Annotated in this window: 16 protein-coding genes; 13 read left to right on the top strand and 3 right to left on the bottom strand. The window is 61.5% G+C overall.

From position 1 onward, the window contains the following. Both G5V57_RS24420 and G5V57_RS24425 read right to left on the bottom strand, forming a co-directional pair. Positions 1-1,626: a N,N-dimethylformamidase beta subunit family domain-containing protein gene (locus G5V57_RS24420; RefSeq protein WP_165170258.1), complete on the bottom strand. Its 1,626-nt coding sequence runs from the start codon at positions 1,624-1,626 to the stop codon at positions 1-3. Positions 1,627-1,814: 188 nt separating this feature from the next. After that, positions 1,815-2,708: an N-acetylmannosamine kinase gene (locus tag G5V57_RS24425; protein WP_165170260.1), complete on the bottom strand. Its 894-nt coding sequence runs from the start codon at positions 2,706-2,708 to the stop codon at positions 1,815-1,817. A 300-nt stretch (positions 2,709-3,008) separates the two neighbouring features. Between G5V57_RS24425 and G5V57_RS24430 the strand changes: the two genes are divergently transcribed. From G5V57_RS24430 to G5V57_RS24480, 11 genes are all read left to right on the top strand, one after another. Continuing rightward, the gene (locus G5V57_RS24430; RefSeq protein ID WP_165170262.1) at positions 3,009-3,830 is read left to right on the top strand and encodes a class I SAM-dependent methyltransferase; all 822 of its coding nucleotides are present in this window, start codon (positions 3,009-3,011) and stop codon (positions 3,828-3,830) included. A 10-nt stretch (positions 3,831-3,840) separates the two neighbouring features. Further along, complete coding sequence (locus tag G5V57_RS24435) at positions 3,841-4,365, top strand: hypothetical protein (protein ID WP_165170264.1); 525 nt, start codon at positions 3,841-3,843, stop codon at positions 4,363-4,365. Positions 4,366-4,488: 123 nt separating this feature from the next. Further along, the gene (locus G5V57_RS24440; RefSeq protein WP_165170266.1) at positions 4,489-5,253 is read left to right on the top strand and encodes an SDR family oxidoreductase; all 765 of its coding nucleotides are present in this window, start codon (positions 4,489-4,491) and stop codon (positions 5,251-5,253) included. Between the two features lie 83 nt (positions 5,254-5,336). Further along, positions 5,337-5,885, top strand: a complete 549-nt coding sequence (locus G5V57_RS24445) for a hypothetical protein (protein WP_165170268.1) — start codon at positions 5,337-5,339, stop codon at positions 5,883-5,885. A gap of 81 nt (positions 5,886-5,966) precedes the next feature. Continuing rightward, on the top strand, positions 5,967-6,437 hold the full coding sequence (locus G5V57_RS24450; protein WP_165170270.1) for a TIR domain-containing protein: 471 nt from the start codon (positions 5,967-5,969) through the stop codon (positions 6,435-6,437). A gap of 123 nt (positions 6,438-6,560) precedes the next feature. Then, positions 6,561-7,958, top strand: coding sequence for a TIR domain-containing protein (locus tag G5V57_RS24455; RefSeq protein ID WP_165170272.1), 1,398 nt, complete (start codon positions 6,561-6,563; stop codon positions 7,956-7,958). Then, positions 7,955-8,158 (top strand): hypothetical protein, encoded by a 204-nt coding sequence (locus tag G5V57_RS24460; protein ID WP_165170274.1) that lies wholly within the window; start codon positions 7,955-7,957, stop codon positions 8,156-8,158. The genes G5V57_RS24455 and G5V57_RS24460 overlap by 4 nt, the downstream gene beginning before the upstream one ends. Before the next feature lie 43 nt (positions 8,159-8,201). Beyond that, the gene (locus tag G5V57_RS24465) at positions 8,202-11,366 is read left to right on the top strand and encodes a hypothetical protein (RefSeq protein ID WP_165170275.1); all 3,165 of its coding nucleotides are present in this window, start codon (positions 8,202-8,204) and stop codon (positions 11,364-11,366) included. Positions 11,367-11,386: 20 nt separating this feature from the next. After that, positions 11,387-11,623 carry a hypothetical protein gene (locus G5V57_RS24470; RefSeq protein WP_165170277.1) on the top strand — a complete coding sequence of 79 codons (237 nt, stop codon included), beginning with the start codon at positions 11,387-11,389 and terminating at the stop codon, positions 11,621-11,623. Then, complete coding sequence (grrM, locus tag G5V57_RS24475) at positions 11,623-12,792, top strand: cyclophane-forming radical SAM/SPASM peptide maturase GrrM/OscB (RefSeq protein ID WP_165170279.1); 1,170 nt, start codon at positions 11,623-11,625, stop codon at positions 12,790-12,792. The genes G5V57_RS24470 and grrM overlap by 1 nt, the downstream gene beginning before the upstream one ends. Before the next feature lie 27 nt (positions 12,793-12,819). Then, positions 12,820-13,974 carry a patatin-like phospholipase family protein gene (locus tag G5V57_RS24480; RefSeq protein ID WP_165170281.1) on the top strand — a complete coding sequence of 385 codons (1,155 nt, stop codon included), beginning with the start codon at positions 12,820-12,822 and terminating at the stop codon, positions 13,972-13,974. A gap of 15 nt (positions 13,975-13,989) precedes the next feature. On the opposite strand, the gene G5V57_RS24485 is transcribed toward G5V57_RS24480, so the two are convergent. Then, positions 13,990-14,574, bottom strand: a complete 585-nt coding sequence (locus G5V57_RS24485) for a DJ-1/PfpI family protein (protein WP_165170283.1) — start codon at positions 14,572-14,574, stop codon at positions 13,990-13,992. Between the two features lie 108 nt (positions 14,575-14,682). Here G5V57_RS24485 and G5V57_RS24490 point away from each other — a divergent pair, with 108 nt between their 5' ends. Both G5V57_RS24490 and G5V57_RS34550 read left to right on the top strand, forming a co-directional pair. Continuing rightward, positions 14,683-15,582 (top strand): extracellular solute-binding protein, encoded by a 900-nt coding sequence (locus G5V57_RS24490; RefSeq protein WP_246737347.1) that lies wholly within the window; start codon positions 14,683-14,685, stop codon positions 15,580-15,582. Next, positions 15,579-15,803 carry a hypothetical protein gene (locus G5V57_RS34550; protein WP_246737348.1) on the top strand — a complete coding sequence of 75 codons (225 nt, stop codon included), beginning with the start codon at positions 15,579-15,581 and terminating at the stop codon, positions 15,801-15,803. Before G5V57_RS24490 ends, G5V57_RS34550 begins: the two co-directional genes overlap by 4 nt. Positions 15,804-15,839 lie beyond the last annotated feature (36 nt).

Raw genomic sequence — 15,839 nt, forward strand, 5'->3', positions numbered from 1 at the left:
TCAGGCGAGATAGCGGTCGAGCACGTTGCGCGTCACCTGGATGACCATCTCGTCCTGGCGCAGCAATCCCGCCACCCATTCGCATGTGCCGGCATGGAAGACCTCGCCGCGTCCGCGGCGAAAATTCACGATCATGCCGCAGCCGCGCTTCGTCGCCTCGACGGCGGCGGCATCGCTGCTGCCTTTGAGAACGGAGGCGACATACTCCGCATCTTCGGCGCCGAGAAACACTTTGCCCGGCACGATCGTCGGGCCTTCCTCGATCGTCGAGGACAGTCCGAGCGCAAGGATCTCGATGTCCTGGGGAGCCTGTTCGCCGGGCGCGACATAAGGCAGGCCGCCGCGGATCTCGTAGTCGAGCCCGTCGACTTCGTAGCCGAAGATGCAGGAACGCGCACCGAGCACATCGCCATAATAGAGACCGGTGTTTGCGAAGGCCCAGTGCTCGGGCCGGTAGACGGGGAAGCCTTTGGGGCCACGCGGCGAGCAACCGGACCAGCCGGTGTAGAAGCCGCGCGTCGCATTGAGCCCGAAGGTCTGCGAGCCTGGCCGTCCGATCTCGGGCGCTTCCCAGGCTTCGGTCACCAGATGGCGCGGGCCTGAGAGCATACAGGGGTCGTTCCTGGTCGCCAGATATTTGTGACAGATCTGGGTACGGCCTTCGTCCTCGAGCCTTATCTGCCAGAGGAAATTACCGGCGAAGCGGGCGATGCGGCCGCCCTTGTCGACGTAGGCGTCGATCGCGTCGCGCATCTGCCAGGACCAGTATTCGTCATGGCCGACCATCACCAGGCAGGGATAGGCGGAGATGATCTCAGGGCGCAAGTGCAGATCGGTCTGCGAGATGATGTCGACCGGATAGCCTGACGCCTCCGCCCATTGGACGAAATGGCGTTCATAGCTTGCCCAGCCGGCGGACGCATATTTCTTGCTGTAGCCATTCGCATAGGCCCATTCCATGTGTGGATAGCGCGGCTCGGCCATCTTCGCTGGCGGTTCGGTCAGGACTGGACGCGGTGCGTCGGGCGGCAGACTGACGAAACCCTTGGCGAGCGGCCTGTGGAGACTGAGTTCCGCCGAGAAGAGATCACCCTTCGGACCGGTGAAGCCTTGATAGTGGTTGGAGCCGCCCCAGTCATTATAGGCTGTCCAGGTCGCAGTGGCGGCGATGAGGAGGAGGCGTCCCGGCGCGGCAGCGGCCGGCTTCGGCCGGACGATGAGGAGATGCTCATGAGTGTCGGCGACAGTGTCGTTTTTCCGGCACAGCGTACGCACGATATAGACGCCCGAGCGCCAGTTGGCACCGATCTCGAACTCGAGCGCGACCGGCCACCCGCAGCCCTTGATCGAGCAATCGTCGGGGATCGGGTGCAACTTGCCCGGCAGGCCTTGCCGCGCGTACACAACCTCTTGCACGAGCCCGTCGCGCAGGACAATGAGATCGAAAGCCGGCGCATTGGTGCAGCAATGCAGTTTCACGCGTTCGCCGGGCGCATAGGAGACCGCATCCGTATAGGACCAGATACGCAGGTGCGTGAGAGGGCCGGCGTGGGGACGCTCCGCGTAGTTGCCGAGTACCGCCTGCGCGCGCCATTCTTCAGAATGGGGGGATGAATCATCGGTCATTGTCGCAGGCTACGCGCTGCCGCCGAAACCCGCCAGCTAGACGATGCGTTGCCCGCTCTCAGGATCGAAGAGCAGGGCGCCCGCCGCAGCGATGCCGATCATCCCCTTGATCCGAAGTCCCACCAAGCCGATGCCGGCATGCCGTTCGAAGCCGAGTCTTAATATATTCGCCCCGGCGCATTGGACGATTACTGAGGAAGTTTCACATCCAACAAGGCGGCAACGCCGAGTAGCCCGGCTTCAGCGCCACCGCGTGCCGGCTCGATCGGACGCCGATAGATCGCGGGCAGGTCTTCCATCGTGGCGCGCAGTCGGTGGAGGAAGGAAGGCACGATGCCGATACCGCCACCCAGGCGAATGAGGTCGAGATCGAGGCTGGCGACGAGATCGGCGATCATGGCGGCGAGCGCCTGGACGGCGTCCTCGATCACGCGGACGCAGTGCTCATCGCCCTGATGCGCTGCGGCGAAGACCGCCGGCGCGCTCATCTCCTTGCCGATAACGTCGCTGGCACGCCTGGCGATGGCGGTTCCGGAAGCAAGCGTTTCGACGCAGCCGCGCCGACCACATCCGCAGAGCGGACCCGATCCGTCGACGGTCATATGGCCGGCATGTCCAGCGAGGCCGTGGCGGCCGATCTGCAGCTTGCCATCAATCACAATGCCGGCGGCGATGCCGGTCGACACGGTAATGAAAGCGAGACGCCTGACAATCTCGCCAGCCTGACGGCTTTCATGGAAGGCGGCGGCTTGCGCATCATTGACGACGAGTGGCTCCACACCGAGTCTTCGCCGCAAGGAGGCGACGATCGGATAGTTGTTCTCGACCGGCAGTGTGCCGGGAACGAGCGCGGTGAGGCAGCCTTCGGCGACGATGCCGGTGGTGGCGACGCCGAGCCTGGCCGGGTTCGCGCTGATCTTGCGCACAATCGTCGCCACCGCATCGGCGAGGTCGTGGCCATGGCCAGTGCGCGGCGTCGCGGTCTGGTGGCGTTCGGTGATTCCGCCGCCTTCGATCCGGGCGACGGCGATCTTGCTGCCGCCGATATTGACGGCGACGGTCGGTTCAGTAGTTGCGGTCACTGACGGGGTCCGTGGGGTCACATCGATGACGCAACGCCGGGCCGCGTCGGCTTTGAGGATAGCTGAATTCTAAGCATCGACAATGAGAAGCTGGCTGGCATTGGAAGTGGTCGCACTGCCATGCCTGGCAAACCGACACGAAATGATCTTCAAGCTTCTCCTGTTATTGAGAATTAATTCAGGGTGGTGGTGGAAATGGGTGGCGAGCGCAAGGGCTCATCGCTGAACGCTTGCTTGTATCTCCCTCGTATGGAGAATGAGCCGGGGATGCGGCGGGGCAGTCATGAGCGGGACGAGGTCATGAAGACATCCGAAACCGACAAGCGCGTCGATCTCTACGGTGCCAGCTACCGCAATTTTGCGACCGACCTCTATGCCGAGATTCGCCGTGAGGCATTCGGCCAGGACATCGGCCAGACCGGGTGGCTGACGGCGGAAGAGCAGGATCTCTTTATCGGGTGGCTGCATCTGTCGCGCTCGAGTCAACTGCTCGATCTGGCATGCGGGTCGGGAAAGCCGACTTTGCGGATCGCCCAGAAGACAGGTTGCCATGTCTCGGGCGTCGATCTCCACGGCGATGCCATCGCCAGCGCGAAGGCCAGCGCGCGCGAGCTGGGTTATGAAGGGCGCACCAAATTCTATCAAGGCAATGCCGCTGAGCGCCTCGCCTTCGTCAATTCGAGCTTCGATGCGATTACCTGTATTGATGCGATCAATCACTTGCCCGACCGGCCACAGGTGCTGGCGGAGTGTCGCCGCATCCTCAAGCCGGGCGGATTGCTGCTGTTCACAGATCCCATTGTCCTGACCGGCCTTATCACCAATGCAGAAATCGCCATCCGCGCATCGATCGGTTTCATCGTTTTCACGCCCGCCGGGTTGGACGAAGCCTTGTTGATAGATACGGGCTTTGAGGTCGAGCGCGTCGAGGATCGTACCCGGAATATGGCCGAGAACGCGGCTGGATGGCTCACCGCGCGCGCCAAACGAGAGGCGGAGCTGCGCGGCATCGAAGGCGACGATATCTTCGCCGGCCAGCAACGGTTCCTCGCGACCGCCGCCTTGCTCGCCAAGGAAAGGCGCTTGTCGCGTTTCGCCATTCTGGCGCGCCGGCAAAGTTAGCAGGACAATCATGCCCCATTCATCTGTCCCATTCGCCGAGTCATTGATCAGCGCCGGTCCGCATCAGGCGATCCCGCCTGAGCAGCAGATCTTTGCGCCCTTTATCGGCTCATGGGATCTCGTTGTTCGCTGGTTCGACGAAGCGGGCAAGCTCACCCGTGAGGAGCGTGGCGAATGGCATTTCGCCTGGATATTGGAGGGCAGGGCCATACAGGATGTCTGGATCGTGCCTCCGCGCAGGGAGCGCGCCGATCGGAATTATCTCTATGAATATGGCACCAGCCTGCGTTTCTTTGATGCGAAGCTCGGCGCCTGGCAGTCCACGTGGATCGGTCCGATGCACCGTGTGGTGCGTAGTTTCACCGCGCGCAGGATCGGCGCGCAGATTATTCTCGAGACGACGGAAGGCGAAGTACCGCGCATGCGCTGGTCTTTCTCCGATGTTCAGGCGAACTCCTTCTCATGGCGCAATGAGCTGTGGACCGAGACCGGCTGGCGGGTGCAGCAGACCTTCGCGGCGCGCCGCGCGATCTGATGTCTTTTCCGGCCCTGATATTCGGACCTCACCAATTTTTACGATGCCCGAGCAAGAAACGGGCTGCCTCGCTTCATGGTCTGGATCAAAGAGAGTTTCGATTATGCAATGAAAGGAACTCTCATGCTTTCTCTTCCCGGCAAGGTTACTATCATCACCGGCGCCAGCTCCGGCATCGGTCGAGCTGCGGCGAAACTCTTCGCCGCCGAAGGCGCAAAGCTCGTGCTCTGTGCACGCCGCAAGGGCGGTCTGGACGACGTCGTCAGGGAGATCACAAGTGAGGGGGGCGAAGCGGTTGCCGTTGCGGGCGATGTGAAGGATGAAGCCGTGGCCAAGGCGCTGGTCGAGGTCGCGCGCGATACATTTGGCGGCCTCGACATCGCCTTCAACAATGCCGGCACGGTGGGTGAGATGGCGCCCGTACCCGACATCAGTGTCGCGGGATGGCGCGAGACGCTCGACACCAATCTGACGAGCGCCTTTCTCGCAGCGAAACATCAGATCCCGGCAATGCTCAGGCAAGGCGGCGGATCGCTCATCTTTACCTCCACCTTTGTCGGCCACACGGTGGGTTTCCCCAATCTCGGCGCTTATGCTGCGAGCAAGGCCGGCCTGGTCGGTCTCGTCCAGGTCATCGCCGCCGAGTTCGGCGCGAAGAGGATCAGAGCCAACGCGCTGCTTCCCGGTGGTACCGATACGCCGATGGGGCGCGAGGTGATCAACTCGCCTGAGATCAGAAGCTTCGTCGAGGGGTTGCATGCCTTGAAGCGTCTGGCGGAACCGGACGAGATCGCCCGCTCGGCATTATTCCTGGCGTCGGAGGCGTCGAGCTTCATGACTGGAGCAGCGCTTCTCGTCGATGGCGGTGTGTCGATCAACAAGACATGAGCGGCGGTAGCGGCTTTGACTATTGCGGGCAGGTTCCCACTCTGCTGAAAGATGTAGGACGGGATTTTGAGGGAAGCCTGCCCATGATCGATGCGGTGATTTTCACCGGGCACATGATCGATTTGCCCGACCGCCCCGAGCCGCGCTTTCCGCCGGCGCTGGAGGCGGCGGCCGCGGTGGCGATCCGGAAAGCCCTCGCGGAGACAAGGACGCATATGCCGGCCGAGAAGATCGGCTATGCCAGCGCGGCGCGTGGCGGCGACATCCTGTTCCACGAGCAGGCCCGCGAGCTCGGCTTTCGCACCGTGATCGTCCTTCCCTTCGCCCCGGCGCTGTTCGAGACAACATCCATCGCCGGCGTCGCGGAGGGAGAGTGGGTGGAACGCTTTCGCGCCCTGTGGGCCAAGGACCCGCGAGACTGTATCAATTTGAACTTGCCGCGCTCCAGCGAGGCCTATGCTTTGTGCAATACGAGGATGATTGAGCTCGCGCGGGGGCACGGCGCCTATCACCTGATCGCTCTTTGGGACGGCAAAGGAGGCGATGGCCCCGGCGGCACCGCCGATCTCGTGCGCAAGGCTGAGGCCGATGGTGATAAACCGCACATTATTCGCCCCGCCGATCTGCGATAATGGGGAGCGAGCTTGACGCTAGGCTGGCTGCGGAGTTGAATGCAGCTGACCTTATGACAAGTCGGCAGGAGAGGCTTAACCATGAGCGAGGTGAAGGTTTTCCTGAGTTATGTCGGCGACACGAGCGTGTTCGTGGAGGAGTTTTCCAAGCACTTTTTTACGGTCAGCGGCAATTTCCTGAGGCTTGATTGGCTCATCGAGAATGTCGATGCCGGCGAGGCGGTCTCAGCCGAGATTGCCGAGAGAATCAAATCGTCCGGAGTTTTCATCGCATTCATTTGCAAAGACTATCCGAGCCGGATGGCGGCTAAGGAACTTGACCAAGCACTGGAGTTACGTAAGGCCGGGCAGAATCTGATTGTCGTGCCGGTCACTTTGGGACAAAGCGGACGGAGCTGGTGGAAGGACGTCAAGCAAAAGGCGGGTCTTAACGATATCGCCGACCAGCCCTTCTTCAAACCGGGTACCAATGCCTGGTCGCTACCCGATGCGGCTGGCGTCATGGCGATCCAAAGGCTGCGCAAATCCCTGGCCGAGAAGTTTCCGGCCTAGGTCACGCGTTAACGACTTATCGTGCATCAGATGATGCTCCGGGGGCGGACATCTTGACGGACCCGATGCTTGAGAGTTGTATGCAAGTTACTCGAGGGCATAGGTCGAGGAGCGGAGTGGGCCATGAGCGGCACGCAGGTCTTCTTAAGCTATGTCGATGACACGAAGCCATTTGTCGACGAGTTTTCCCGACACTTCTTCAGCCTTGAGCTGGATTTGCAGCATCTTGACCGGACTATCGACGCCGGCGAGGTCGAGCGCGATGAGTTGGCGAAACGCATAGACGCTGCTGATATTTTCATCGCCTTCATCGGTAGTACCTATGAAAAGGATTGCGCGAATGAGCTCGACCGCCGAGCCAGTCTGCGCAAGAGGATCGTGCCGATAACTCTCAGTCAGGGTGGCAAGATCTGGTGGGACGACTTCAAGAAGAGTCATAGCCTGGACATCAAGGACCAAGCCTTCTTCCAGCCGGGAAGTTCAAACTGGGACACTCCCGACGCCCAACTGGTCGTAAAAATCCGCAACGCGCTGCTGGAGCCGGTTGTTCCCGTCGGCCCAATCGTCAGCCTCAAGCAGATGATCCTGCTCGGTCACCCGAAGGCGGAGCTCTCGGATGGCGTGCGGCAGGCGGCAGACCAACTGACGGAAGAGATGAAGGCGAGTGGCGCCACGGTTACCGCCTGGCCGAACAAGTGGTGCGATCCCGACAAGGAGGCGGCACTCAATGAGGGCGCGCTGTTTGTGCAGCCTCTGTCGGCCGCAGATGCGCCAGCCTATATGGAGCAGCCGGGACGCACATTGAAGTATCTGTCGGTAGCGCTGGCCGAGAAATCGCGACCGGTCCTGGAAAAGTCGCAGATCATGCTGTGGCTGCCGAAAGGCGAGCAGCATGAGGATTTCGGCAAGCGCGCTGAGACGGAAGGCGAGGCCAATCCTGCCTTCCGGATCGACACTCCGTCGGAGCTGTCGCATGTGCTGGCCCGCTTGCTCGGGCGCGACAAACGCGGTCCGGTCCTGACCCTCGAGAGTGTTGATGAGCCTGGCAATGGCGCGGCGGAAGTGAGGCGAAAGCTGCCGGAGGAGATATTCGGCTGCGTGCGGAAATATCTGCCCGAAGAGAACACCTATGTGGAGTTTCCGCCCAGCGAGTTCGAGTTGCTTTTCGGCGATATCGCCGGCCAGCGGCCGATTCTCGTCGCCCATGATCTCAAGGCATCGGCCAATGTCATGATAGGCAATGGCGATCCCCGTCAGCAGATACTCGCAAAATTCACCGACGTTCAGGTTCGGGCCGATAAGATCCTGCAGGCCAAGGGGTTGCGGACCGAGGATGTGTTCTGGGTGGCCTGCATCAGCAACGGCCGGCATGGGCTGCCGCGCAGCCCGCATCTGCCGACCTTCCATCTGCGGCGCTGGATTATCCTTGAGCTCGAATATGCCGGCGAGCGGTTCGTGCCCGAGGAGCAGAGCCGGAAGAGACTGGACAACGCATTGGGAACTTGGGCTCAGTCGGCATGAATGACGACGTCAACATCGCGGGTGTGGAGAGCCGCAGGCGGATTGAGCGCTTGGTCTCGCGCTGGGATGAGCTGATCAAGGAACGAAAGGACGAGAGCCCCGAGAGGTCGGCTGCGGAAATCAGCGAGGACGAGCGCCGCGAGCTGCTGTGGCTCACCCCGCCCACGCCCTATCCAGGCTTGCGCAGCTTCGGACCCTGACGAATCGGCGCTGTTTTTCGCGCGCGAGGCGCAGACAGATGGATTGGTCCAGCGCCTCGCCAAGAGCAACATCATGGTGGTGCTGGGCGGCTCGGGCTGCGGTAAGTCCTCGCTGGTACGGGCCGGTCTCATTCCAAGGCTTTCAACTTCCGCCTCGGTGCCTGGCCTCACCGGACGCTGGTATGTTGTCGAGTTCCGTCCCGGTCTCGACCCCAACAGCGCGCTGGTCGACGGCTTTCGCGACAGTATCATTGCCCCTGTGGCGCGCTTCGCGCCGGCCGATGACTTGTTTCTCGGCAGGCGAGCGTTAGTCAAGGCGCTTGACCTCGATGACGCCCTGATTACGCAAGACTCAGAAGAGCAGTTGCGCGTTCAGGCCGTCGCCGCGATCCGCAAGAGGCTGTTCGGTGACGCCCGGCCGGACGAGCTGCGCGCCACCCCGCTCATTGTAAAAGGCGTCTTCAAACTAGCCTGCGACGTGCTCGATCGGCTCGACATCGAGCTTTCCCGCGGCGCCCGCGCCGGCCCTCCCAACCTTCTGATGCTGATTGATCAATTCGAAGAGGCCTTCCGCTCGGAAGTGACGCCGCAGGGTCAAGACAATCTATGCGAATTGATCAAGGAGACCTTCAAGCAGCGTCCGTCGTCGTTGTTCCTGGCGCTCACGCTCAGAAGCGAGGAGTTGCATCGCTGCGCCGAGGCGGGCCTTGCCAATATCGTCACGGAGACCGCCTATCTCCTCGGTCCTCTCGACGACGAGAATGCGCGGCGCGAGATCATCATCCGGCCGGCACAGGCGGTATTTGGTGATTGGATTTGGGCTCATGAAGCAGCGCCTGACAGCGACACCGCCCCTTTCGATGCCAAGGTGGTGCAGCTTCTGATGGACGAGAGCCAGCGCGCCATGGCGGGGCTGACTCACAAATCGGATTATCTGCCCTTGCTGCAGCATGCGCTTCAGCACCTGTGGGATGCCGCCATGATGCGTTGGCAGCGCGAACTCAAGGAGGGCAAGCCGGTGGATCGCGTCATCGGCGTTCCCGATCTCGCGCACATCGGCGATGGCGTCGAGCCGGGCTTTCTTGTCCGCTGTCTCAACAATTATGCCGACCGGGCGCGCGACGAGGCGATCGACAAGGCTGCCCAGCGCTTCACCGGCCCAGATGCGCGCGACAAGGCAGAGCGTGTGGTGCGCACCGCTTTCTGCGCAATGGCGCGCCGCGACGATCGCGGCAACTGGGCTCGCCGATTCGTTTCTCCTGCGCGTGTCGCGGAGCTCCTCGACAATGACGCGGCGGACAAGGCTGCGGTGAAGGATGTGCTGCTGACCTTCAAGCGAAGTGGATATCTCAACCGGACCGGCAGTGGCAAGGACAAGAAATTCGACGTCTCGCACGAGGCCCTGATCCGCAACTGGAACACATACAACGACTGGCTGCGCGAGATCGGCGCGCTCCAACACAGCCTTCGCGAGGTATCCACCAATATCGAGAATGAAGAAACGGACGACGTCGGCGCGGCCAGGCCGCGCTCGCTCTGGGGCTGGGCCTGGGACTGGATACGCGAGAAGAACGAGAGTCGTGCCCGCGAGCTCATTCCCGATCGTTTTCGTGAAGATGTCGGCAAGGTCGTGGGGCCGGCCAAGAGCGTTAGTGTCGGTCTTGCCGCGGCTCTTCTGGCTGATATCGAAGGGCGGAAATCTCCGGGCCAGCAGGAAGCAAGCGGGCAGGCGGCGGTAGCCGAGGCGCGCGAGCGTGAGGTGCTGGAACAGGAGATGCGCCGGCGCATCGGGAAAATGGCGGAACCATGGGCCACCGCGGCTTCGAAACGCTACTTTCCGCGCTGGATGATCATGACCGGTGCCGTTGGCCTCCTTACCATCGCCCTCGGCGGCGGCGGGCTATATCTGGCCGTGAAGAAAAACGAGCTGACGCGTTCGCAGGATCGGCTTTATTTCGGTGCCGTGGCGTCGTCCGGTAATCTGGACACGCAGCGCTGGCTCGAAGCCAGCGCCTACGAACTCGATCGTGTCTATAATCGGATGAATGGACATCGCAGCGCCGAGAACTGGGTGAAAGATACACAGCCCTACAACGAGATGTCATTGTCGGTGAGCAGTTGGGAAAGAGCGGCGCGCCAGATCACCGGGGCGGTCGTTTTCCGCGATCCCACGGATTCGAATTTCGAAACCTCAAAGTCAGATTGCAGGATGTACAACCCCGTGCTCATGCACCCGGCGGGTTCCTTATACCTCGGCGTGACTTACGTTGAATACACGAAGTCCTGGTGGGCGCGGCTCGGGACCGCTTCGAGAGCGGGGGCCGAACCCGCGCCGGATGCGAGGTTGTATCCCTTGGCTAGGGAAGGCGATATGGTTTGCCTCAACAAAACTATACCTCTCTTGATGGTGTGGCCGGCCGGAAAGGACCAGGAGCCGCGGTTCTGGATGCTGGGCCTGACCTGTGAGCGTTTCACGGGTAAGGATTGTGTCGCGTGGCTGCCGGAACCGCGTCTTCTGCGTGTGACCTATCCAAAGAAATACGCGAAAGTGCGAGCTGAGCCACCGTGGCGGAAACTATGGCGGGAGAAGTCGGGCGAGGTTGCGGGGGCGACATTATGGGCCAGTATGGATGTCTATGATTTCATCTCACCGGTCCAAGATGCGCCTCCCCGCATGGGCTTCGCTTTGAAGTTTGGCGACGAGTGGCTCATTGCCGATACAACACCTGGTGTGAATGATCCCTATCTCCTCTCCACGTCGCCGAATGTGGAGCACAGGTGCGCGGCGGCGATCTTCCCGTGCGAGTTTGAGATGTCGTCATCGAAAGTGCGCATCGACAAGGAGAGCAGATGTGCCAAGAATGATCCTGGCAACTGCAATCCCTATTTTACGGTTCAAGCGGTCCCATCCGAAGGGACGGGATATCTTCCAATATGGGAGTGGCCGTTGCCGCCGGACGCTCCTATCGATGTCGTAACGACCGATGGAAAGGTCATGGATTTCCACACAGCGGATGGCATGTGGCGCCGGCGTGTGATCGGTGTCCAAACTTTAGCTGAGCATGTGAAATTGCTGGCGGGCTCGATGTCGGATGAGCAAGGGAAGGAGAAGCTGGACATTTTCGATCTATCAGAAGCCTGTCGAAAGACACGATGTTATGAGTGGGCGCCATTGGAAGATTCCGCCGCCCAGTCGTGGCAATGGTGAATGGCGAAACGAGGTGAGCCATGGATAAACAGAATAAGCGTCTTCTATGGTCGGCAGCCGCCCTCACGCTGGGACTCGTGAGTGCGTCGTCGTCTTCGCAGAGCACGGCGGTAGACGAGGGAAGGGCCATCGATCGGCTGCCCGAAATCCGCGCTGTTCTGCGCGGCGCCTTGGAAGAGGGCACGAAGCCGATTAAGCCTTCAGCATCAGGCAAGGTGCTCGCAGATTGGCCGAATTGGACCAATTGGGGCAATTGATGATCGCTGGCTTGCAGCCGGCCGCCTTGCGCGGGCGCACCAAGCTGCTCGTTCTTCAGGGTACGCCCTTCTGTAACATTGACTGCGACTACTGCTATCTGGCGGAGCGCAGCGTCAAAGCACGCATGCCGATGGCGATGGTTGGAGAGTCGGTCCGCTGGATATTCGAGAACGGCCTGGGCCAGGACGACACGACTGTCGTGTGGCATGCGGGAGAACCGCTCACCTTGCCGCGCGCCTGGTATGAAAAAGCTTTCGCCGTGGCGGCTGAGGTCGCCCCTTCATCCTGGAACCGGCGTCACGCCTTTCAGACCAATGGCACGCTCATAGACGACGCGTGGTGCGCATTCTTCGCCGGGCACAAGGTGCGCGTCGGCGTCAGCCTCGATGGGCCCGCGGCGCTGCATGATCTCCATCGCAAGAGGCGGGATGGTCATGGTAGCCATGCCGCGGCCATGCGGGGTGTCGCCGCCCTCAAGCGCAATGAGGTTCCATTCCATGTCATCTGCGTCGTCACTGAAGCGTCGCTGTCGCGCTCGGACGCGCTCATCGAGTTCTTTGCCGGCGAAGGGATTGTCGATGTCGGATTCAATATCGAGGAGATCGAGGGCGTCCATACTGGCTCGACCCTGGCGGTAAATGATGGCCGTGCCCGCTTCCGCGCCTTCTTCGAGCGTGCCGTCGAGCGTGCCGACGAGCTTGGCATCAGTATACGTGAAGTGCGCGGCGTTCTCGGCGCCGCGGTGGAATTGCCGAACAAGGACTGGCCGGGCAACGACCAGAACATGCCCTTTGTCCTCGTGACCGTAACGAGGGACGGGGCGATTTATACCTTCTCTCCGGAGCTCGCGGGAATCGAGCATCCCGAGTTCGGTACGCTGGCGCTTGGTCATGTCGGCAGCGACAGCTTGGCCGATATCATCGACGGGCAAGTCTTTCAGACCCAGTGGGCGGAGATCTCCGCAGGCATCGCGGCCTGCGCGCGCGATTGCGCCTATTTTCCACTATGCCGCGGCGGCGCGCCTTCGAACAAGCTGGGCGAGCTCGGCACTTTTGCCGGCACCGAGACGATGGCTTGCCGACTAGGTCAGCAGGAAGTCGCCGAGGTGGTCCTCGGGCGCATCCTGAAAGAAATGGAGCGTAGCTCTGTTCTGGCCGAAGCATCTTAGACCGGGCTTCATCACAGGGAGGTGGATATGGTGGCAGCGAATTCTTCCATCCTTGAGCCGAAACAGGCCGGCCAGCGCCGGCTGCTCGCCCTCGATGGCGGCGGCATACGCGGGCTGATCACGCTCGGCATTCTCGAGAAGATGGAGGCGGATCTGCGCCGCATCCTCAAGAAAGACGCGAGCTTCCGTCTCGCCGATTATTTTGACTTTATCGGCGGGACGTCCACCGGCGCCATTCTGGCAGTCGGTCTCTCTATTGGCCTGTCTGCCGCCGAACTGACCAAATTCTATCTCGAGGCCGGGCCCTTGATGTTCAAGAAGGAAGAGCTTCTCGATCGTTTGTGGAACAAGTTCAAATCCGACCCTCTGGAGATCAAACTCAAGGACATTCTCGGCAAGGACACTGAGCTTGGCAGCCCCAAGCTCAAGACGCTCCTGCTGGTTGTCATGCGCAACGTCACGACAGACTCGCCATGGCCGGTCACCAACAACCCCAACGCCCACTATAATTCGCGTGACCGGGACGACTGCAATCTCAAGCTTCCGCTCTGGCAATTGGTGCGGGCCTCGACGGCGGCGCCGACCTTTTTCCCGCCCGAGGTCGTCAAGCTAAAGGAGGGGCGGCAGTTCGTTTTCGTCGATGGCGGGGTGACGCCATACAACATTCCGGCCTTCCTGATGTTCCGCAAGGCGACGGCCGATCCCTACAGACTCTTGTGGGAAAGGGGAGAGAGCAAGATGCTGATCGTGTCCGCCGGGACCGGATCGGCGCCGCGCCTTGGACCCGAGGCCGGGGATCCGAGCCGCTCGCTTCTGGAGGTCGCCATGTCCATTGCGGGCGAAATGATGAACGGCATGGCCTATGACCAGGATATCAATTGCCGAACCGTCGGGCGCTGTGTTTTCGGTCCGGTGATCGACCGCGAGGTGGGCGACATGGTGTCCAAGCGGGCCTTGTCGGAAGACTTGGGCCGCGCCTTTCTATATGCGCGCTACGACCCTCAGCTTACCCGTGCCGGGCTCGATGACCTGGGCTTCAAAAGCGTCTCGCCGGAAGCTGTGGGCAAGTTGGATTCAGTGAAGGCGACCAACGATCTCATCGCCATCGGCAAGGCCTATGCCAAGGCATCGCTCGACATTCCCAACCAATGGGGAACGTTCGGGGCGGCGGCCACGGCATAGCAGGGTGTTCTAAGTTCAGCCCGTATACTCTTTCGCGAACATCGCCTTCATCTCACTGACTTTTTCGGCCTCGTCGGGATAGAGTGCGCGCAGGAATTCCGTCGCGAATGTGCCGGGCGCCGACCCTGGTGCCGAGATGATCCTGCCATCGACAACCGCCTGGGGCACATCCCGATAATGCTCCCTGCCCTGATAGTCGGGGACCAGGCCGGCAATCCAGCCGCGGTCGTTGCTGGTGTGCGCCGCCTTGGCGAAGAGCCCGGCGCGCGCCAGGGCCAGCGTACCAGCGCAGATGCCGCCAATGACACCGCCACGCGCGGCCACGGCCTTGAGCAGGGGGGCGACATCCGGTGCGTCGGCCTGGGCCCAGCCATCCGAGCCGATGACGGCGACGGCGTCGAGATCGCTGTTGTTGTCAGGGGCCGTGTCGCGCTCAGGCGTCAGCATCAGCTTGCCGATCGAGCGCACCGGCTTGCCCCCGGGCGAAAGTGCAACTACCCGGCCCGGAAACCACTCTCCCGTCGATGCCGATAGAAGCCCGAACTCCCAGTCGGCATATCCTTCGATGAATATGAGTCCGATCGTCTTGTCCTGCGCCATGAGAACCTCCCGGTCGCTTGTCGGCCTGTGCAAAACATCTTCGCACGACTGTCACACAGCAACGATAGCTAGCGCAATGGTTGAAGACCAAACACAGGAGAATTTCATATGAAGACGATCAGCCGCCGGACGCTCCTCGGGAGCGCCGCCGCCACGGCAGGCGTGACGCTCGCGGCTCCCTTCATCGCGCGGGAAGCCCAGGCTTCGTCGGGAACGGTCAATATCTTTGCCTGGGCCGGCTACATTTCCGACGAGATGCTGGCAGGTTTCGAAAAAGCGACTGGAATCAAGGCCGTCTATACGCCCTACGGTACGAATGACGAGCTTCTCAACCAGATGCGCGCCAGCAATGGCACCGGCTACGACATCATCTGGCCGGCGGTCGACCGCGTGCCGAACTATGTGGAATTTGGCCTTCTGCAGCCGATCGACGAAGCGAAGGTGAAATGGGATCTGGCGCTGCCGAGCGCCGTGAAGGGATCGGAGACGCTCGGCGCCGTCGTCGATGGCAAGCGTTATCAGGTGCCGACCGATTGGGGCACGGAAGGGCTCTCCTTCGACAAGAAGGCTGCGCCGCTCGAATATGGCAAGGCCTCCTATGGCGACATCTGGAAGCCCGAAAACACGGGCAAGGCGACGATCCGCGGCCATTCGGGTCTCGTCGGCCTCGGCCTCTGGCTCGAGACCCAGGGCAAGCTGCCGAAACCGATGCGCGACAGCTTCAAGGACGAAGCCACGATGCGCGCCAATTACGACTTGATTCTCGCCGAGGCCATCGCGCGTAAAGGCAATATCGTGCAGTTCTGGGCGAACGAGAATGAGGCGCAGGGCGCGTTTCGCACCAATGGCGCGGTGATCGGCCAGACCTGGGATTCCTCCGCCGCCGGCCTTGCCAAGGAAGGTCTCCCCATCGGCTTCGTGGCACCGGTCGAAGGGGCGCTCGCCTGGATGGAAGGCGTGTCACTGCCGGTCGGCATCAAGAACGTCGACGAGCCTACGCATTCGTGAACTGGATGCTGACGCCGGAAGCCGGCGCCCTCTACGCCAATCACACCTCGATCAACACCACCGCGATCGGCGCCGACAAGTTCCTGTCGGAGGGATCGAAGACCTTCTTTAATGCCGCCTATCCGGGCGACGCGCTCGAGAAGCTCTGGTGGTGGCCGGTCCAGGAGAACTGGTTCGTCGCCATCCGCAACGAATATCAGGACAAGTTCCTCTCGGCCTGATTTCAAGTCGATGGCGGAGCCGCGAGGCTCTGCCAT

Source organism: Nordella sp. HKS 07 (genome assembly GCF_011046735.1).
GTDB lineage: Bacteria > Pseudomonadota > Alphaproteobacteria > Rhizobiales > Aestuariivirgaceae > Taklimakanibacter.

Bases quoted from the DNA above. Each gene is read 5' to 3' on its own strand.
- G5V57_RS24420 (WP_165170258.1), bottom strand. From the start codon at position 1,626: ATGACCGATGATTCATCCCCCCATTCTGAAGAATGGCGCGCGCAGGCG.
- G5V57_RS24430 (WP_165170262.1), top strand. From the start codon at position 3,009: ATGAAGACATCCGAAACCGACAAGCGCGTCGATCTCTACGGTGCCAGC.
- G5V57_RS24435 (WP_165170264.1), top strand. From the start codon at position 3,841: ATGCCCCATTCATCTGTCCCATTCGCCGAGTCATTGATCAGCGCCGGT.
- G5V57_RS24440 (WP_165170266.1), top strand. From the start codon at position 4,489: ATGCTTTCTCTTCCCGGCAAGGTTACTATCATCACCGGCGCCAGCTCC.
- G5V57_RS24445 (WP_165170268.1), top strand. From the start codon at position 5,337: ATGATCGATGCGGTGATTTTCACCGGGCACATGATCGATTTGCCCGAC.
- G5V57_RS24450 (WP_165170270.1), top strand. From the start codon at position 5,967: ATGAGCGAGGTGAAGGTTTTCCTGAGTTATGTCGGCGACACGAGCGTG.
- G5V57_RS24455 (WP_165170272.1), top strand. From the start codon at position 6,561: ATGAGCGGCACGCAGGTCTTCTTAAGCTATGTCGATGACACGAAGCCA.
- G5V57_RS24460 (WP_165170274.1), top strand. From the start codon at position 7,955: ATGAATGACGACGTCAACATCGCGGGTGTGGAGAGCCGCAGGCGGATT.
- G5V57_RS24470 (WP_165170277.1), top strand. From the start codon at position 11,387: ATGGATAAACAGAATAAGCGTCTTCTATGGTCGGCAGCCGCCCTCACG.
- grrM (WP_165170279.1), top strand. From the start codon at position 11,623: ATGATCGCTGGCTTGCAGCCGGCCGCCTTGCGCGGGCGCACCAAGCTG.
- G5V57_RS24480 (WP_165170281.1), top strand. From the start codon at position 12,820: ATGGTGGCAGCGAATTCTTCCATCCTTGAGCCGAAACAGGCCGGCCAG.
- G5V57_RS24485 (WP_165170283.1), bottom strand. From the start codon at position 14,574: ATGGCGCAGGACAAGACGATCGGACTCATATTCATCGAAGGATATGCC.
- G5V57_RS24490 (WP_246737347.1), top strand. From the start codon at position 14,683: ATGAAGACGATCAGCCGCCGGACGCTCCTCGGGAGCGCCGCCGCCACG.